General features: G+C 59.4%; 10 protein-coding genes. 1 reads left to right on the forward strand and 9 read right to left on the reverse strand.

Going from position 1 to position 20,351, the window contains the following annotated elements; genetic code table 11:
* Positions 1–173 precede the first annotated feature (173 nt).
* Genes M8542_RS31385 through M8542_RS31395 form a run of 3 tightly spaced genes read right to left on the reverse strand, consistent with a single transcriptional unit; the run spans position 174 to position 6,478 of the window.
* On the reverse strand, positions 174–1,910 hold the full coding sequence (locus tag M8542_RS31385) for a DUF8724 domain-containing protein (protein WP_257923890.1): 1,737 nt from the start codon (positions 1,908–1,910) through the stop codon (positions 174–176).
* A gap of 12 nt (positions 1,911–1,922) precedes the next feature.
* The gene (locus M8542_RS31390) at positions 1,923–4,964 is read right to left on the reverse strand and encodes a helicase-related protein (RefSeq protein WP_257923891.1); all 3,042 of its coding nucleotides are present in this window, start codon (positions 4,962–4,964) and stop codon (positions 1,923–1,925) included.
* Between the two features lie 29 nt (positions 4,965–4,993).
* Complete coding sequence (locus tag M8542_RS31395) at positions 4,994–6,478, reverse strand: sigma-70 family RNA polymerase sigma factor (protein ID WP_257923892.1); 1,485 nt, start codon at positions 6,476–6,478, stop codon at positions 4,994–4,996.
* 1,800 nt (positions 6,479–8,278) lie between these two features.
* Here M8542_RS31395 and M8542_RS31405 point away from each other — a divergent pair.
* Positions 8,279–8,794, forward strand: coding sequence for an NUDIX domain-containing protein (locus M8542_RS31405; protein WP_257923894.1), 516 nt, complete (start codon positions 8,279–8,281; stop codon positions 8,792–8,794).
* Here the strand turns inward: M8542_RS31405 and M8542_RS31410 are convergent.
* From M8542_RS31410 to M8542_RS31435, 6 genes are all read right to left on the reverse strand, one after another.
* A complete protein-coding gene (locus M8542_RS31410) occupies positions 8,791–9,960 on the reverse strand; it encodes a hypothetical protein (protein ID WP_257923895.1) in 1,170 nt (389 codons plus the stop codon). The genes M8542_RS31405 and M8542_RS31410 overlap by 4 nt on opposite strands.
* Before the next feature lie 479 nt (positions 9,961–10,439).
* Positions 10,440–11,174 carry a M48 family metallopeptidase gene (locus M8542_RS31415; protein WP_257923896.1) on the reverse strand — a complete coding sequence of 245 codons (735 nt, stop codon included), beginning with the start codon at positions 11,172–11,174 and terminating at the stop codon, positions 10,440–10,442.
* Positions 11,161–14,298 carry a type I restriction endonuclease subunit R gene (locus M8542_RS31420; RefSeq protein ID WP_257923897.1) on the reverse strand — a complete coding sequence of 1,046 codons (3,138 nt, stop codon included), beginning with the start codon at positions 14,296–14,298 and terminating at the stop codon, positions 11,161–11,163. The genes M8542_RS31415 and M8542_RS31420 overlap by 14 nt, the downstream gene beginning before the upstream one ends.
* The gene (locus tag M8542_RS31425) at positions 14,295–15,473 is read right to left on the reverse strand and encodes a restriction endonuclease subunit S (protein WP_257923898.1); all 1,179 of its coding nucleotides are present in this window, start codon (positions 15,471–15,473) and stop codon (positions 14,295–14,297) included. The genes M8542_RS31420 and M8542_RS31425 overlap by 4 nt, the downstream gene beginning before the upstream one ends.
* Before the next feature lie 44 nt (positions 15,474–15,517).
* Positions 15,518–17,953, reverse strand: a complete 2,436-nt coding sequence (locus tag M8542_RS31430) for a type I restriction-modification system subunit M (RefSeq protein WP_257923899.1) — start codon at positions 17,951–17,953, stop codon at positions 15,518–15,520.
* Positions 17,954–18,251: 298 nt separating this feature from the next.
* Positions 18,252–19,883 (reverse strand): TIGR04141 family sporadically distributed protein, encoded by a 1,632-nt coding sequence (locus tag M8542_RS31435; RefSeq protein ID WP_257923900.1) that lies wholly within the window; start codon positions 19,881–19,883, stop codon positions 18,252–18,254.
* Positions 19,884–20,351 lie beyond the last annotated feature (468 nt).

Here is a 20,351-nt window from a genome sequence, read left to right on the forward strand (position 1 = left end):
TCCGGGCTTCGTTGCCGTCACAGCTACCTCTCGATCGTCATCACTTCACTGACAAGCATGGTCGACGCCACGGCGGATTCGTTACCGCCCGAACAGTTGGGCTCTGGGTTCCGGACAGAACCGTCCCGGCTTGGCCGCCGCCGCAGATCGGTTCGAGGCCGATTGACGGAGGGTCATGAGCCGATCCGCAAGTATCCACCGGGACCGAAGAGTGTGTCCCGATTCAAGAATCGGTTGAAGAACCTGCACGACGGCTCCCCCAGATGCACACAAGCACTGCATGCTCCGCTACCGCGACTGCACCCCGGATCGAGCGGGCATCGATGCTCTGCATCCAAGAACGCCGTCAGCAGATCATCCAAATTGGACTCGAAAACCGCCTGCAGTCCGCCGAGCACAAAGTCGCCACGAGCTGCCGCGTACACGAAGAATCCCAGATGACCTGGCACCAAATACTCGCTCAACGCGTCCCGTTCGATACCGGAAAACGCCGCAGTCTGTCGGATGAACCGGTGCGCATAGGTGTGGATCAACCGCAGCAGGTCCGCACCCGACGAGTCGGTCGACTGGGAGTCCTTCTTGTCCGGCGGTGTGGCGGACTCCAGGATCGCCACCCGGGCTACGACCGGATCGGTGTCACTCGTTGACCACCCTGTCAGCGCGTGGCCGCGTCCGATCAGCCAGTTCGCCACCCGCACCGGGTCCAGACGAACCAGGTACGCCTCGGTCTTGGCCAGATTGCCGTAGAGTCGGTAGCCACCTCCACGTCGACGGAACGGCACCAGTGTGCATCTCGCCGGGTCGTCATCCCCCCTGGTGAATCCGTACATGGCCGTCAGAACCGGAAACTGGTCAACCAGGTCGAGGCCATCGATGCCAGCGCGCGCCAGCACTGTCGGGTAGACCTCGCGATAGCGACGATCGAGTTGGTCGCCAGGCGTTGCGCTGCGCAGCGAGGTGGTCGGCTGCCTATTTTCGGCCAGCGCCATGGCGATATCGACAGCCGCGCGCTCCGCCTCTTCACGACGAACTCCGGACAAGGAATCAACCGGGTGGTCGCCGGGCTTCGTCAGTTGTCCATCCCTCTCGGCGGCGTCCGCCATTGCGTTGGCGTATGCCTCATTGATGCCACCCTTGATCAGTTGGGCGAGCATTTCGTCCTTGGTCGGCTTCGCAGCGACGTCCGCCGGTCGCTGCGCGGTGAGGCCATCCACCACCCACGCCAGAGCCTTTCGGGCACCGCCGGCCAGTTGAAGATTCTCCCGATGTTCAGGGCGGGGCGGATTGATCAATACCATGCCGCGCGGCGTGTAGACGGTGCGCGCCTTATGCACATTCCATTTGAACGTGCCGTTGCCACACGGACATTTTCGGTTGAAACCAAGTCCGTTCATTGTTTTGATATGACATTCCGGACACACGAACGTAATGTCTGTCGCCTTGGCACTTTTCGGAATGACAACCTTGACGTCGTCATGCTTGGGACATCGCCGAATCCACGGAACTTCCATTCGGCCACAGTCATGAAAACCGACGAAGTGCAGCTGCCCCCAACGACGCTGTCCGCATTTGCACTGCCTTTTCAGAGATGTACCGATGCGTTTGCAGGCACGACACAACCACACCTCTGGGTACCGTTCGACCGTGACGCCGCGCCTCTCGTCCAACGCGACGACCTCGATAGATGCCCCGCGATGCAGTTCCGTCCCGACCCCGCTGTCCTTGGCGTTAGCGGTCCACGCCGCGATCTCGTGACGAAGACTTCGCCGTACCCGATCGGTGTCCACCTCGATCGACGTGGGCGCCGACCATTCGGTAACCCGGTAGATGTCACCGCGAAGGTCGACGGTCTGCTCCGGCAGAAACGTCCGCAATATCTGGCTACCGCTCCGACTTCCCAAAATCGTCATGTGATTCCAAGCTCAATCGTGAATAGGTGCGGTCGCTTCGACGTCCCGCAGACTTCTCATTGGCTGACTCGGCCCGATATCGCCAATAAAGTTCGTCTTCAACGTCGGATCTTCGAGGTCGGCAAACCATATTTTTAGCCAGTCGATGATTTGCTGCTGATGCAAGGAGTCTTCGGGTCCGTCGAGGCCGAACACTGCTGCGACCGCGGCCGCCTCTTCATGCGGCGTCAGCCCGAGGGTCCGCAAGTAGTCACGCAGCTTCGCCGGTGTGCTCAACCGCTGCTTGCTCGCCGGTTCGCGGATCATCAACGTGCGGGCGGCGACCGCACCCGCGATCGTGAGATCGAGGACGCGCCGGCTGCGCCTGGTGATCGGGATCGGGTCGACGAACCGGTCACCTTGGCGCACATACGGGCCGAACTGTCGGAACGTTTGCGCATCCCTTTCCCGGCCGATCTTGTGAAGAACGTATACCAGTCCCGGCCGCGCGCGGCCGACCCGTGCAGTCGTCTGAATGAACTCCGCAGTGGTCAACGGCAGCCCGAGCATCACCATCGTGTTGAGCCGCTCGACGTCTACCCCGTGCGAAAGCATCGAACTGGCGGCAACCACGTGCAATCGCTCGGCGAATTCGTCCTCCGGCTTCTCAAGACGTTCGAGAATGGCCCTGACCTCGTCGAACTCGGTCTGGCCGGTGAGCTGTTCGACGTTGATTCCTTCGACGGTGTTGTTGCTACCCAGACTGCGCCCGGCGGCTTCTACGTCGTAAAGGGTCGAGCCATACACGACGTTAGTGCCGTACTGGCTGACGAGCATCTCGGCATGCCCGGGATCAACGCCCGCTTCCAGACAGATTCTCGCCGGGTCGTCGATCAACTCCCTGATACTGCTCTGCAATGCGTCCAGGGTGCGGTCGCTGACGTGTTCAAGAGTCACGCCCCGGGGTGCAACCGCCACGAACCGTCGCAACGGTTGAGCGGTCGGCACCGTCCAGAACGACTCGCCTGCGCGCGGACCGGGTTGAGGGAAAACCCTGCCTTCGCGCTGGTACAGCACGTCGACCTGCCGTTCGTAGCCGGTCAGCGTCGCGCTACTGGCCACGATCTTTGCTCGACTCCCGGTCGTTTCGTGCTGCAGATGATCCAGCAGGCTCTCGTAGTGCGCGTCGACGGCGCCAAGGCTGTCCCTCAGTAGGTGCAGCTCATCCTGGAGTCGTAGTGTCGGCGCGAACCGGTTCGCGTCCATCGGCAACTCGCGCGAACTGCCCTGGCAGTTCGGCACCAGGCAACCGTTAGGCGCTTTAGCACGGTCCGCGTAGGTGAACCCATGCCACTTCTCGGAACAGAACCTGCGCGGCGGACCGACCAGCCCACGCATGGCCTGCTGCAGACCGATTGACGCCGCCTTGTCCAAGGTGCCGACCACCACCGTCGGCAGGAATCGGTACACCTCCTGGTCCACCACGTACACCGGAAGCGAACGACTTGCGTAACGACAACTCTCGTTCGTACAACAGTGTTCGAGTGTCCAACGCTGCCTGTTGAAGCGCATACGCAGGTTTTCGTCACGGCAGAACGGGCAGCGCAGCAGCACCTGGTACTTGTCCGGCATGCCCGAACTCTCCGGAGTGACTTCGTCGTCCTTCGACTCTGCCGTCGGCACGATCTTGTTGGGAGTGCCGGCTTGGCCGACGAGGAATCCGAGGCTGAACGGGGCCCCGCCGACCTTGTGGTCCTGACGCACTATCTCAGCGGAGGCCAGCGCGTCGGCGAAGCGCTGGGTCTGCTGCAAACTAAGTAGCCGCAGGGGGAATCTGGACCAAGCAGTCACGCCCATGGTCTTTCCGGTGAGCCGATCGTAGAAGGCTGCGGTCAGCAACAACCCCAAGTACGTTTCGGTCTTGCCACCGCCCGTGGCGAACCAGACTGTGTCGACGTAATTGGCTTCCTCCGCCGGTTCGGCCAAAAATCGAACCGATGAGAGCAAGAAACCGACCTGGAACGGCCTCCAATCGGGATACTTTCCTCTGGTGCTGTCCCCGATCGCCTCGTTCATCAGCTGGAACGCCCGCATCAGTGAGGCTGTGGACTCCAGCAGCGTCAAGCCGGTACGCAACCGGTCAAGTTCGGCAAATACGGCTTGCGCTGCCGCGTCGGCCTCCGCGCGCATGGCGTCCGTCCAGCCCTCGGCATCGTGTCGACCGTCCAGCGCAGCAGGCGACCAGTGCGCGTCGTTGTACTCGGCCAGCGCATCCACCAGCTTCACCAGTTCCGGCAGCGGCTCATTGGCCAGGGTCGAGAATCTCAGGTCGGGCTTCGCATAGCTGTCTTCCCAGTAGGTGGGCCTGTTGGTTTGCACACTTACGGTGTCCGTACTGCGGAAGACCCCTGGTGCCACCTCGTCGACTCCGACGTTGACTCCGTACGCCGGCACGTTCCGGTCGTAGCGGAAGCTGTCAGGAAGGGACTCCAGCTGGAACGGCACCGTAGTCAGACCCGAGATTTCGATCTCTGTCTCGTACAGGTGAGAATCGGCGAGCCCCTGCTCCGGACTGGTGTTGACCAGTTGAACCATCAGTTCGTTCTGCTGGTGTTCGACACGTAGCTCGGCGGTCAGACCCGGTGCGCCGACAGCCGCGAATGCTGTCGCCAGTTGAGAAGAGCCGAACGATCCCCCTTGGACGCCGATCGACACGGGCACTTTCTCTTCGACGAGGCCGGTGCGCCACCAGCGTTTTTCCGGATCAGGTCCGTCTTTGGTGTCTTTCACCCATCCCCTGGCGCGTACCGTCACGGCCATCGACCACGGCGGAGCGCTCGCAGGACGGAGGCGAATGCCTATGGCGCAGGGGTCCAGCCGCTCGGATCGTTCGTCGCCGGCAGCCTTCTGTACCTCATCCTCACAGGCGAGGCGACCCAGCCAGAAGGTTCCCGATGGGGCGACCTCCAGGCGATCCAGACCATCGCCTCGCCCTGCTGCGACGACTCGGCGGTCGAGCCAGCCGACGAACACCTGACATGCTTGCTCCGGCGACTGGGTGTTGCTGCCGTTCACTTGCTTCGATCCCTCCAGGCGAAGGCGGCTCAGCCGAACTTCGAGTCATCCATGATGTATGACCGCAGCGAGGTTGTACATTTACCCTCGCGCAGCCTGGTCAACGAGCGCTTTTCAAGCTGCCGGACGCGCTCGCGTGTCACACCCAGCGACGCACCGATAGCCTCAAGCGTCTCCTCGTCGCCCGTGCCGATGCCGTATCTGCGTTGCAGGACCTGGACCTCCCGCTCCGACAGGCGAGAGCGGAGGCAACGAGTCAGGTGCTCCCTCATCTGTGCATGGACGACGATCTGCGCCGGATCGGTACGCCCATCGCGGTCTTCTTCCGCGGCCAGTACGTCGGACAAACGGAGATCACCATCGTCCCCTAACAAGCCATCGAGGCTGACCACCGGCTTGTCCAGGTCCAGCAATGCCTGAACTTCGCCCGCCTCCATGTTGGCTTCACCAGCTATCTCGGCCAACGTCGGCTCCCGGCCGAACCGTCCGGTCAGGTTACGGGACACCCTGTGCACTTTTTGGACTTTTTCGTGCATATGAACGGGGATGCGGATCAGCCTGCCGCGGTCGCCGATGCCACGCTCGATGGCCTGCCTGATCCACCACGTCGCGTATGTTGAAAACTTGAACCCCTTCGACCCGTCGAACTTCTCCGCCGCACGAATCAGCCCACAGTTGCCGTCCTGGATACGGTCCAAGAACTCCACCCCAGACGACTCATAACGCCGAAGCTTGGCAATGTTCACGACGAGCCGTAGATTCGCACACACCAATTCGGCGCGAGCGCATCGTCCGCGTTCGATCTGAACCTGCAGAGTCCGGCGCAGGGCCACGCCCAACATGTCACCCGTGGACTGGTCAAGCTCGTCTTGAGCTTTGTAACCTTGCGAAATCAACGACCACAACTCGACTTCTCGCGGACCACCGATAAGTGGGTAAAGAGGCAGAGCCTTCAAGTACTGGCCGACAGCATCCTGATGGTATCCCAGACTCATCGCACTCCGCCGGCGAATTCGAGCAGATTCGTGCGGCTCGACTCCGGCATCTGCCAGCCGTTCGGCCAGCTCGTGATGCTGTCGAGTACTGAGCCCCCGCTTGCCGGCGAGCAGTGCGATCTCTACCGACGCAAGTTGCTGGCCATTCCGCAACCAGTCTCCGAGTAGGTCGTCGAACGCTTGCCCCACGATGTCATCGGCGCCGCGCAAGACGACCGGCTCTAGCTCGTCCCCGAACATCCAGTCGAGGTCACCGCTCGGCAGCTCGCCGACATGTTCGGCTGCCTTGCTGCTCCGGTCGTCAACCGATGTGAGGGCAACACCCTCACCGGCCGAGGTCACCTCATCATGTTTCCAAGCCATCGGCGACCGATCGACTTCGGACTGGCCCAGCCGATGACGGCAGGCGAGATCGGACCTCGCCTGCCGCCCCGGAAGCCCGCCACTACTCTCCAAGTGAGAACGAAGTTCGCCGGCAAAATCGTCAGTACCCGGCGTGGGGCGTGCAGGGGCCACCATGACCAAACTCCCTCCTCAAGCTCAGAGATATGTCGGAGAGAAACAGTCTAACGTTATGCACTCAGGCGATGTCGTTACCAATCGTTACCAAGATCGATGCTCCGCGCAAGTCTCGCCAGCACGATCTCCGCCGCGCGTGCGCGAGGCAAATGGCTCCGCTCCTGACGACCACCGGATTCACCCACACCATGATCAAGTTTCTCGACGCCTTCCGCAGCTGTAGATCGACCACAGTCTCGCGCGGCCGCTCGACCTCTGATGATCTCTGCCGTCCATCGCTCTGGCGTGAACGGCTCCTCGTACGGCTTACTCGGGTCTGGCGTCCACCTCTCAGCCGGAACCGACATCGACCCAGCCGCCGGGCGCCAGTTCTGCACTGACATGACGTCCACCCGGCCGCTTCGGCAGGGCTTCGGGGCTTCAGTACCTTCCTCGCCGGCCTCCAGAGCTCGGTCGTTCCATGGCTACTCAATCCTGTTACTACCTGACACGTAGTAGACGTGAGCGCCCATAGCCGGACGGTCCCCCTTCGCCCGCGATCGAGAGCCATCGCCCGTGCGCCGAAGGATCCCGGGCCCGATGAATACCCACCAGTCCACAACCGGACAAGATCAACTTATAGCGGATCGACCAGTCCAAGCATCGTGGGCCCCGGGGAAGGCCGACCGGAGAACTTCGATCCGACTGCCACCGTCGAACCATCGCAGTGCACCTGTCAGGACTGCGACGATCGACTTCCAAGCGTGGTCGCGGTGAAAGTCAACCTGCTGTCACACTTCAGCGATGGGACCGGGCGACCCCGAAAATAAAGGCCCGTACTCTCAAGGGTACGGGCCTTCGAAGCGTGGACCTCGGGGTAAGCCACTACAACACGAACGTGCAAGTCAGGACGCTTGAAGCTCTTATCCTGCGTCTTCCGACCACTTCCACACCGACCAGATCTACGCCCAAACGGAGTAAGCAGCGACGGGCCAAGCGACTGAGCGATCAGCAGGTCGGCGAGCTCACCGCGGCCTACCAGGCCGGCGACACTGTGTACGACCTCGCCGAGCGATTCAAGATCAATCGGAAGACCGTGAGCGGCATCTTGCACCGCGCCGGTGTCCAGATCCGAGGACGGCTGACGCCGGACCAAATCGACGAAGCGGCGCGACTCTATGCAGCTGGCTGGTCACTCGCTCGGGTCGGAGCCATGCTTGGCACAACCGCCAACACAGTCCGAGCCCGGCTGGTCGAACGAGGAGCGCGCACCCGCGATACGCAAGGACGAGAACGCTAGCCTCTGGAAGGGCAGGACCCGCACCGCCCGATCTCGTCGAAGCAGCGAGTCGCACCACCTAGCCAACTTATCGGCCTTGCTCCTGCCGCTCGACCCACGCAGCAACCGAGCGAACACACGCACGCACAAGTCGCCGAACCTGACGCATCGCTCGACGCATCCACCCAATGAACCGGCCGGCTAGCCTTATGATCTGGAAAATCAGGATCAGAGCCCCAAGGATCGCGAGAACGCGGACCCAGAGTTGATCGCTAACGAGGATCACCCAGTGCTCCACGCCGAGCCACGTAGTAACGTCCATCGTGCCGCTTCCTCCTCTACGGAGCCGGTCCCACGAGCACCAGCTCGCCGCCGCGCCACTCAACGGCGCTAAGGAAGATCCGAGCACGTTCAGGGCACGCACACGGTGACATCACACTTGTCATGCACCCTGACATGACATCCTACAAGCCTGTGACATGTCACAGAGGCTGTCATGGGCCCGATGGACGTAGTGTCACAAACCTTGTTATAGTAATAACGTGACGACAGGTCCAATTCAGATATACCGCTACGGGGAACACAAAGACCTCGGCCATTTTCTCATCTGCGCCGGATATCTCGTCGAAAACGACCTCGTCCTCCTCGTGCACCATAATGGTTTCGACAAGTGGGTCCCCCCCGGAGGACACATTGAAGCCGGCGAGACATTTGCCGAGACTGCCGTCCGCGAATTCGGCGAAGAAACCGGCCTACAGGTAGAAGCTTTGTCCGCCGGCCCCGAAATCCACCCAGCCGACAACAATGCAACTCCAGAGCCGATTCCATTTTACGTCGACCTTGAGCGCGAGGGGTTCAAGCAGCCTGCGCTCGTTCAGTTCTTCTTCATGCGTCGAACTGACAGAAGTTCTGTCGTAACACCCCAGCTATCCGAAGTGTATGACGCTAGATGGTTTGCATTAGACGAAATTAACAATATTAAAACATTCGATCAAGTTCGTTCGCTGGCCAAGTATGCTATTCGCAACCATCCCGACTCGACAAAGAACGTGAACTAATCCAAGATCTGGTACCCCCGTCCTTCCGGCGACTCCTTCGACCTGATTAGCTGGACAACCCTACCGTCGGACGCATCAGTGATCCTATCGTTTAGACGTTGAACATACTTCGGCACTGAATTAACAGAAATAGCCATCTCTCGCGCCAGCTGTTGGCGCGAGTGCGGCTTCCGCGGATCGGAAAGCAATAATTGAATCAACTTCAGAAGCTTTCCAGTCGCCACGCATTCATACCTGTCTCCGGTAACAGTCTCGACGACAATCTTCTCGTTGCCCTCGGCGCGGACAGATGTAACCTTCACCCCGTCGTCTACATTGTTCGACCTTGCTGATCTCGCAACACCGGATTGCTCCTCCATGCTAATGTCACTCAGTCTTACCCGTGCCTGCTCATAGGCACAAACCGTATAGTAGGAAGCTCTAATCGTCGGGTTTCTCCCCGAGACTCCCCGCTCCGCCCATATCTTCGATTCAGCATCCCAAAGCGATCCCATATAACTCCAAGCCGACTTCAGCCTTGAATCGTATGGGTTGGCACCACCCTCCAGCGCAGCATGCACACAAAGCGCGTAGGCCATATGGTTCCAAGACGTCCCCTGAACATCCTTGTCATCCTCAATCAAGGTTTCCCAACGGACATGATTACGCAATAACCATTGCGTCGCTCCTGCAATCACTTCTCGCAACTGCAACGATTCAACACCGGAAGTCACTCCACCGACTTCAAAGTGCGAATCACCATTAATAGACGAGTGCTGATCACTGTTTCCATCTATAGCCGCCGAAGTAGCGAGCAAGCACAGAGAAGTCTTACTAGGACTGGATGCAGTATCAACGTAGGTACGCCATCCCCAAGAGCCGTCCCTACGTCTATGATAAAGGTAGCCTCGCACTCCATGCGCTATAAGCTCGCGCACACGCTCTAAGACACTTCCGACAGTCGTCGAGCCGTGGACCTCATATTCACTACCGAAATCGAGAAGCGAATCTCGCAGTCGCGAAAGCGCCAAAACAGCCAGAGTCGTTTGATGAATCGAAGCATCATTAATTCCCGCGACCTCCGGCCATCCTCCTTCAATCTTGTGACGCTCCAACCACGCCAAACACCAAAGAACACTTTCCAGCAGGTCGTCTTCACGAAAAACAATCTGCGGAAACTCGAGCAAACCACGCAACCCAAAGCATACGAATCTTGTATTCTCCCCTCGGCCTCCCTCGTGACGCGGACGGGCATGTTGCGGAATCGACCTTGCTAAGAACTTTGCCGCATCGAAGATTGGCTGCCCTTTTACTCCGGCCGCTTGAAGGATCCTTAGAACCTCGGAGGTATTAACTATCGAAGACACCGACGTCGGAGTGAGGCCCCAGCCGTTATCATGCCCCTGGATTGAGAGCAATGCATCCGCAGCAGACCGTAGTCGCAGTCCATACTCGCTTAACCCTATCGAGGTCAAGGCGGTTCTCCCTCCATGAGCCGGCCTGGCATAAGACTCGCACGACTGCCGCGTCAAGAGCCGCTGAGGATCGTGCCTGATCCGCGGGCTGCAGATCTAAGATCACGGTTCAACTAGAGCACTATACACCTCTGCAGGGCCTAACTACGAAACTCGGATTTCTTCTTCAGGTCGCCGACTCGATGTTCGCTCTACTGGGTACCGGTTTCCCACGCCTCGTCGGCCAGTGGCGCCTCATTCAGCCGGTCCCTTCGCGCACGCCAATCTGGCATTGCCTTATCCATCAGCCTCGTGAAGCGCTGGCCATGGCTGCGTTCGATCAGATGGTTCATCTCGTGTACCACAATGTACTCGAGACACTCTGGATGCTTCTTTGCAAGTTCAAGGTTGAACCAGAGGTGGCCAGTCTCGCGATTGCAAGAGCCCCACTTGGTTTTCATGCGCCTGATGCTCCACCGAGGGACAGAAACATCGAGCACCGGTTCCCACTTGGCCACAAGATTCGGAATCACACGCCTTGCCTGCTCGCGGTACCAGTCGTCAAGGAGGAGACGACGGTGGTCAGGAGGAGTACCTGCCGGGACGTAGAGCAGCAAGCGGCCAGCTCCGACTTCAAAGTGTGCCCGCCCCGGCCGTTCGATAACCCGCAGACGGTACCGGACACCCCACGCGTAATGCGACTCACCACTGATCATTTCGCGCTCGGACTGACGCCGCGCGTTTTCGAACTGCTCACGTTGGCGTTTGATCCACGGTAGCCGCTGTATGACCGCGAGACGTACTTGATCGTCATCAAAACGCTCCGGTGCAGCAACCCGGACACGCCCCATCGGTGGATAAACGCCGATATGCAGATTTTTGATGTCCTTGTAGACGACGTCGACGTCAATCCCACGAATAGTGAGGTACGCACTAGTGGTACTCATGGCGCGCTTTCACCAGCTCGAATAGTTCCTCAAGCCGATCAAAGTCGTCGGGAAGGACGCGTTTGAGCGCGTTGCGGACCCTACGCTCCTTAAGTGGGTTGCCCACCCACGAGTCGGGCCTCGTGTTCCTCACGATAGCGTCGATAGCGATCGGCAGCTCCGCGTCGGAGGCAAAGAAGTCTACCAGGGCGCGCTTCGCGCCGTCGTTGGCCCAGTCGGGATACTTAGTATCCGACTCCTTCGCACCGAGCTTTTTCGCGGCTTCGAGAAGTCTCGCGAGGTACGCCTCGTACTCAAGGGCCCCCGCGCGCCGCTCTTCGATTATTGCGTCCAGCAACTCTGACATCTTGTCGTAGTACTTCGGGTTCATCGCGCGCTCGTCGACGATGACCTTACGTATGTTGTTAGTGATCGTTTCCGCGACCGCTTCGGGATCCCGCTTGATTCCATCGGGAAGTTTGTCAATCGCGCCGGCACCCATCTGTACGATGAGTTCAATGAGCCCGGTGTCCTCAAAGTTCGATACGACCTCGGAGGCTCCGGCCTGGATATAAGTGTCAAGCAAGAAGCGCATGCCGGCCTCGTACTGCTTGAAGTCGATGTTTTCCTTCGCGCCGATCTTAACTTCGTCTCGCACGGCGACGTAGTGCGAGATTTCAGCCTTGATCGCCAGCGCCTCCTCAGAGGTGTAACCCGCGACGGTCATCTCGTTAGCCAGGTTGCCATAGGCGCGAGCTACGGCCGACACAGCCTTGTACAACTGTACTCGCTTGAGCTCATTGACCTTGATCTGCTCCGCGTTACCCGGTTCGGCAGCAACGAAGTACAATTGATACTGTCGCGTTCCCTTCGGTGGAGCGACTGGCTCACAGATTGCGCGGATACGTTCTAGCGCGTCGTCAAGGTCTTCCTTCGCCTTCTCGAAACGGTCAGCTAAGAGACCCTCGACATCTTTCTTATCGAAACCCTCGAGAGGACCAGAAGTGTAGTTCTTGATCGCTGATTCCAGGGAATTGAAGAGGTCCTGGTAATCGACGATATAGCCGTAGTCCTTATCCTCACCATCGAGTCGATTGACACGGCAGATGGCCTGAAACAAGCCGTGATCCTGCATCTTCTTGTCGATGTAGAGGTAAGTCGCACTCGGCGCGTCGAAGCCAGTCAGCAGTTTGTCGACCACAATGAGCAGTCGCATCTGACCAGGTTCATTGATAAACTTCTCCTTGACCTCCTTCTCGAACTGGTCAACCTTCTTCATGGCGTCGCCTTCAGATTCACCAAAGTGATCAGCAAGCATTTTACGGTAGATGTGATACTGGCGAATCTTCTCCGTGTTACCTTCGCCAGAGTCCTCTTTGGAGATGTCTCCGGGGCTGGGCTCGTAGCTGGTGATAATCGCGCATTTTCCCTGAAAGCCAGCATTGCAGAACAGCTCATAGAACTTGCAAGCCTGGTAAATACTACCGCCCACTAGAAGCGCATTGCCTCGCCCATCCATCAGGCGAGGCCTGGTCTCCATATCCAGCAAAATGTCCTGGACGATTTGCTTGGCGCGAGGCTCAGAGGAAACGACCTTTCGCATCGTGCCCCAACGCTTCTTTAGCTCGGCCTTGGACAAGTCCGTCATAGCTCTCGTCTTGGCCTCGAACCACTTGTCTACCTGCTGAGGAGACGTCAGATTCTGGTCTATGTTGCGAGCCTCGTAGCGCAAGTCGACCACGACGCCGTCTCGGACCGCCTCATCGAACTTATAGGTGTGAATGAACGTACCGAACTGGCCGATCGTGGCAGATTTGTCGTCCTTGAGCAACGGTGTGCCGGTGAAGCCGATGAACATCGCGTTGGGCAGCAGTTCCTTCATAGCCTTGTGCATCAGGCCAGACTGCGTGCGATGTGCCTCATCAACGAAGACGAACAGATTTCCCTTGGCCTTGAAGTCCTTGGGAATTTTGGCGTTGAGCTCCTTGATGAAGTCTGCTCCGGCCTCATCACGTGCCGAGTCCTCAGTAGAACCACGGAACTTATGCACCAAGGAGCAGATGAGCCACTCGGCAGACTTGTTCAGTGTTGCGACCAGGTCGATGCCGTTACTGCTGCGATAGATCTGCTCGCCGACGCCCTTAAAGACTTTTTCGATCTGTTCGTCCAGGTCGATTCGGTCGGTGATCAGCAAGACCCTCGGATCGGAGCCAACCTGAGACTCCCGTATCCACTTAGCCAGCCAGACCATCGTGAGAGACTTGCCGGCGCCCTGGGTGTGCCAGAGAAGACCGCCCTCACGCCGGGCAATCCGCACTTGCGCAGCCTTGACACCGAAGTACTGGTTTGGCCGGCAGGTCTTCTTGACACCCGCGTCGAAGACGATGAAGTCATGGATAATCTCGAGCAACCGGTGCTTCGCGCACACCTGCGCGAGTCCTAGGTCAAGAGGCTCCTCGACGCCGGCGGAGTCACGCTCAATTTCCGCACGCGTGACCGGGTCGATGTCGGAGGTCAGACGCCAGTTCAACCAATATTTTTCCGGCGCGTCGATCACGCCGTAGTGCAGGCCTTCGACGTCATTTCCTGCCATGACTAGCTGGACGGTAGAGAAGAATGACCGGACGAACTCAGGCCTCTGGTTCCCAATTGTCTGGCGGATACCCTCGCTCGCTGCTACCCGCGACCGCTTAAGTTCCAGCGTGACGAGCGCAAGACCGTTGACGTAGAGGGCGATGTCGGGTCGCTTCGCGTGTGCACCGAGCACTGTCACTTCTTCTACCACTGCGAAGTGGTTCGCGTCCGGATTGCCCCAGTCGATGAGCCAGACCGTCTGGTGGTGCTCGCTTGCACCGGGCTTCACCTTCACGCCGTAGCGCAACAGGTCGTAAACCTCGCGGTTGGCCTCATAGAGACCTCGGCCGCCGCCGACCGCAGCCGCCTTCTTTAACCGGTCGAGAGCCTTGTTGATTAGGTTATCGTCGTAGCCTCGGGCCTTGAGGTTCTGCGTCAGAAGATTGACTTCGATATTCGAATTGTTCTTGCGATACTCCCAGTTACCCAAGTAATCATAGCGGAGCCGCTCTTGAAAGAGCTTGATCACACGCTCCTGCGTTTTACGTTCGGCCTGCCCGACGTCACTCACGCGACTTCCTCCTCGACAGGCAGGCGGGTACTCCCCGTCAGCAGTTCCTGCAGCATTCCCTGTTTGACTGCCTGATTTTTGGCGAGCCGGCGCTCAAGATCAGAGATCAAATCATTATTATCCTTAAGTACGCCGGTAATAGCATCCTGCTCGCGCACTGAAGGAACCGGAATCGGAACCCTCATTAGATTCTCTTTGGTCAAATGAGCAAGACTGGACTTGCCAACCATTGCAGTTAAAGCGCCGGTCTTTGCCCGGTACTCTAAAAACGCAACAAGCAGCTGAGGACGATAACTACCTTTAGCGCGAAGCCTATGAAGAGTGTTCTGATAGTAACATTCAGGCAGTTCGTCGTTCCATACGCTCGCGCGGCCGATTTCGCCACCTTCACACACCAAGACATCGCCTGCCACAAGTCTGAGATCTGCGGTGTCCTGCTTTGTCAATGGTGCTTGCACAGTCTCAGCGGGCTCGATTCGCCCCCAACGCACCCCGCGGTTTGTCATACAAGGTTTAAGTTCGCCCCGGTTTACGGCCGCATCGAACCTCTTCCCAAGTTGAACATGGAACTGATTGGCAATGGTGGATTCGGGCCAACTGGACCGACTTGCGAGAAGTTGTTGAACCAAGCCCTGCTTGATTGCCCGCTGCTTGGCGATCGCTCGCTTTAGCGTGGCTATGAGGTCGTCGACATCCGTTAGAGCATCTGCAATCCGCGATTGCTCCGCCAATGGCGGCACCACAGTCGACAGCGCCGCAACGGCGGCAAGATTCATCCCAGCCTTGGCCCCAGTGTCAGTCGATCCGACAAAACTACGCTGCGGCTCCCAGCTGGCCAGGTAATACGCCACGAATCGACTATCCACCAAATTAGGGTCCAAGCGTACCCGCGCGACATGTTGGTTGATGTACGCAGGCTTAGGGACATACTCGTCGACATATCCAATGATCCCAATGTCGGCCGTGATCGACACAAGCAGGTCGCCGGATGCAAGTTGCGTCCGGCGCGCCTCAGCGTCGTTCGGATCGACTTGAACGTAGCGCGAATTGCTCAGATCGAGGCGAATATTGCTTCGATCAAGATTTGTGATACGAACAAAAAGGCTACCATGATCCGCATAGAACGCAGCCCAACCTCGCGATCCGCTAGTAACCTGACCGCCAAGCTCAGCCAAGGTCTTGACTTGCCAACCCGGCGGAATCGTACTACGTCGGGAATTCATTGATGAACCCCAATCGAGGCAAGGTGCCCCTCGACCTTTGCTTCAATCTCCGCAAGAGACGCATTCAGCTGCCGAACCGTCTCCGCGTACCGTTCGCCGAGCTGTTGCATTCGGCCGACCAATGCGAGCGTCAGCGAATTGACTACACCAGCGACATGATTTACGACCGTCGCATGCCACTTGTCATCGAGAACTAGTCTCTTGATCTCTGGCACCGTAAGGTCGCCATACTTTCGAAGGGTCAATAGGTTGAGCTCAACTTGGGCTTCCTTAGCAGCTCTCTTGGCATTGGCTTCGTCGTTGTACAACTTGATCAGCTGTCGAAGCGCCTCGATCTCCTCTGGGGCGGCCCCATCGTGTCGAGCTTCCTTGAGCCGAGCGGCTGCAAGTATCTTGGTGATCTTACCGTCGTCCATCACCTCGCTCAGCAAGCCATCTTCGACCGCGTGCTCTTCGAGATACTCCTCCAACGCGCCGCTGGCCTTCTCAGCTGCAGCGGTGAGCTCGTCGAGCTTGGCCTGCTCCTCAGAGAAGTAGCGAGCGACAATGAGCGCGGGCGGGATGAGGTCCATCTTGTACTTCGTGGAGCTACGCCCCGAGCCGACTACCAAATCCGGCGTCTCACTAAGGTTGCGGTCCTTGTCGTTGATAGTCTTGCGGGGCTTGGAGGCGTCGCCCCAATCCTCGTTCATGATCAGGAATACGTCGTCGTGCATGACGCCGTGCCAGTAGGTCATGAGGTGCTCGTAGACGTCGTACTCGTCGATCAACGGCACGGGCTTAAATCGGGCCAGGAGGTCGTCACTAATGGTGGCGATTAGATCGCTCGGCTGCGTATTGGCATCAACGCTCGCTAGTGCGGCGCGGTGGGTGTTGAACCATTCGGCGGTCAGGTCGCGAGCCTCAACAGCGAACTTCTGGAACTCGGGTGAGTCGAGGATAGCCTGCTGAACTTCGTTCACGTCGACGGTCAGGTCACTGTAGCCGGGGCGGCTCGGTTTGAAGAGCTGGCTCCTCAGCTGCGGAAACGCTTCCCAGTATCTGCCGAGAGCATCGAGGTCGCGGTCCGGAATGCCGCCATACAGGTGGGCGGCCAAGTCTTGGATATCCTCCGGCTCTGACGAGTCAATATAGCGCGGAATGTTCAGGTTGTAGTCATTCTTCGGGTCAGCGATCTCGCTCAGCGGCACCATTCGTGAATACCGTTTGATCTCCGCTTGCCGCGTGAAGACATCGACGATCTTGTGGATGTCCTGGCTGCGCAAGCGGTTCTTGGGTCCTTCCTTCACGAAGCCCTTGGATGCGTCGATCATGAATACCCCGGTACGGCCGACTGCGTTTTCCTTATCGAGCACGATGATGCAGGCTGGGATGCCGGTGCCGTAGAAGAGATTCGCTGGCAGGCCGATGATGCCCTTGATGAAGCCCTGCCTGAGCAAACGCTGGCGGATCGTGGCTTCGGCGTTGCCGCGAAACAGCACACCGTGAGGCAGAATCACCGCAGCCTTGCCATTGCTCTTGAGTGACTTCAGGATGTGCAGCAGGAAGGCGTAGTCGCCGTTCTTGATCGGCGGTCGCCCATACTCGAAGCGGCCGTACTCGTTTTCGAGTCCATTGCTCCATGATTTGACCGAGAACGGTGGATTAGCAACGGCGTAGTCGAAGTTTTGAAGTTGAGAACCAATGGTGAAGTACGGGCTTGTGATCGTGTCACCCTTGGCGATCTCGTGATCCTCATAGCCATGGAGGATCATGTTCATCTTCGCCAATGCCCAGGTCGCATTGTCCTTTTCCTGGCCGTAGATGGACAGCCCGTACTTGCTCTCGTCCGCCACCTTGATCAACAGCGAACCGGAACCACAGGTCGGGTCATATACCGTCCGCGCGTGCGGAGTATTGCGTGGGATCTGCAAGATCTTCGCCACCACCCGCGAAACCTCGGCCGGCGTGTAAAACTGCCCCTTGCTCTTACCTGAGTCGGTGGCGAAGTGCCGCATCAGGTACTCGTAGGCGTCGCCGAGCAGGTCATCGCCCTCGGCGCGGGAGCCGCGGAAGTCCAGATCGTTGAAGATCGCGACCAGCTTCGAGAGCCGGTCCTGCATCTCCTTGCCTTTGCCGAGCTTCTCCTCGTCGTCGAAGTCGGCTAGGTCGATCACATTGCGCAAGCCATTGGCATCGGCAAGCGCACCGATGATCGTGTTGAAGCGTTCGCCGATCTCCTTATCTCCCTTCGCAGCCAGCATGGCATCGAACGATCCGTCCTTCGGGACGTCGATCAGGCTGTCAGGGTCGGCCTTGGCCTTGTCGGAGACGTACTTCACGAACAGCAGCGTCAGGATGTAGTCCTTGTACTGGCTGGCATCCATCCCGCCGCGCAACTCGTCGCAGCTGCGCCACAGGGAGCTGTAGAGGTCAGACTTCTTGAGCGCCACAGCTACGCCACCGCCTTCGATCCGGCCGACGCCAACCGACTCGGTTCTACGGTCTGCCTGAGGTCAAGTGGCCTAGCCATCTTCGCCGTCCGTCCTTCGCTCACCGAGTAGCAACAGCGCGTCACTCAGCGTGACTCGCTGCAGGTATCAGTTCACGATAGTCGGCTCTACCGACGTTTTGATTCGACCTCCTCCGGCGCGTCGGCGGAGCCTTGAGAGGCATGCCCGTGAGCTGCGCCAAGGGAGCAGCTCACGGGCATCAGGAACGAAGGTCTCGCGAGTTCTCTGGCCTGCCGCGTCAAGCAGCGGCCTTCACAGCCTTCGATCGCGTCTTCGGGGTGTACGGGATATCGGCGAACTGCAGAGTGCACCGCAGGTGACGCAGCGTCCGATGCAGCCGGAGAAGGCTGAGCTGGGACAGGGTGAACAGCTGGTCCACGTCCCATGTCCGGCCGGCGATCGCGAGCACGACCACCGAAGGATCCATCGGGGCGCGATGCGGCTCAAGCAACCTGACCTTGTCGTTCAGCTGCTGGACCGCTTCAGGTTCATCCCGGATGGCCTGGGCCGCGACCTGGGCCTGAGTGAAGAGATGGCTAGCCGCCGGCGCGCCGCCGAGCCACTTGACGTGCACCATCTCATCGGCAGGCCCGACGACGTCGCAGAGCTCGAACCGCGGGTGGAAGGGCGTCGAAGCGAAGTTCCGATCGAGGCAGAGGTAGCCATCCTGCTTGGCCGTGAGCTCGCAGAAGCGGTGTTCGTCGTCTCGCTGCCCGGTCGGCGTCCAGTGCGGGAACGACAGGTCACTCCGGTTCTTGAGCAGTGCGGCCACCTGCTCGCGGATCTGCTCCACGAAGCCCTCGCCGATGCGGAACCACTTGCCCTGGTGGTAGCAGTACCGGACGTTGTCCATGGTTGTCTCGAACACGAACCACTTCCGTAGTGAGGTCTGCGAAGCGAACTCCTGCTGCCCGACATCGTCGAGGCACGGCAGAACGCGCGCGGCCTGCAGGTTCTCGAGGCGGTCTTGGGCCGCGATGGACTTGAACCGCTCGGTGAAGTCGTTAAGTTCGATGTTCGTGTCGACCACGTACGGACTCGACGACCCGAGCCGCTGAATCCTGAAGGAGCCAGCCTCCTCTACGTCACGGACGACGTCATCCGGCCAGGCCAGTCCAAGCACACCGGCGGTCTCGTCACCACCCAGTGCGGCAGCCAGCCGTGACTCGAGCGCGGCCCGCTTCACGTGCGACTTCGGCAGCGGACGTGTCTGGGCGGCGAAGCGCAGCGCCGAGTGCTCGTCGGGCTCGTCGACGGCCTCCCCGACCGCCCGGAGGTCGGCCAGCAGGGCGTGAGGATCGCGAGCGAACGGCGCCCAGAGCGCGTTGCTGACCTTGATACGGTACGGCTTGTCGGTCTCCCGGCCGTAGGTCAGGCCGCGGAGATCCGCAGGGCCAGCGATGCGGTTGACCAGTTCGCCGTACGGCTCGATCTGGAAGCCACCCAGATCGCTACCGCCCGGGAAGGAAGTCTGCGTGGCACGAGCCGTGACGTCCAGCGCCGAGCTGGCCACGAGGCCGAGTCGGCTGCAGTCCAGCCGGCGGATGCCGAACATCAAGCCGAAGCCTTGCTCGACCAGTTCGTTGTCGACGAGAAGATGACCAGATCCCCAGGTCAGGGCATACGTCCAGGGCGGTAGGGGCACGAGCAGCACCCCGAACGGCATGTCGCCCGAGAAGCTGAAGTCGATGCCGGTCAAGGAGTGCATGTGATCGGCCCACGACGGCGCCTCCGAGCGCAGGACGCCGCCCACCGCTAGACACTCCACGTCGCCGAGAAGGACACGCTGGTTCACGATGGTGTCGGCAGATTCAACGGAAAGAAGGTATTCCGCCAGGTCAAGGCCACCGTCGAGACGGTAGAGGGACACCGGGCGGCAGGAAGAACGTGGGGGCACAGGAAGGAACCCTTCGGTGGTGGAGGTGCGAGGAACTACGGCGCACTCGCACGTACGCCGCCACCTCCGGACAGCCAACAAGACAAGAACCCGCCGGTGATCAAGCTCGCACTAGCGGGCTGCGGCAATCGCCTCTACCCTCACCACCGTTCCCTAGTTCTGGATGCGACTCCGGGACTCTTCAGTTGGAACATCACGCGGCTCCCTGCTGCAACAGGGGGCCGCGTTTCTTCTGTGGCCGTGAAGGCCGCGTGAACCCATGATGCGCCGAGGCTCCGACAGTCCCCGCACCGACCCCGGCTTCGTCGCTGAGCTGATGGTGCTCTCTGAATAGGGCCAGTCCTGCTCTCTGAAATTCCCCAGTTGGGGTGTCCTGTCGGCGCGTCGTTTGCGCTGGTCAGCGGCCTCGGGGTGACGGTTTCGGTGTTGATCACCGTGACC

Source organism: Amycolatopsis iheyensis (assembly GCF_024703995.1).
Lineage (GTDB): Bacteria > Actinomycetota > Actinomycetes > Mycobacteriales > Pseudonocardiaceae > Amycolatopsis > Amycolatopsis iheyensis.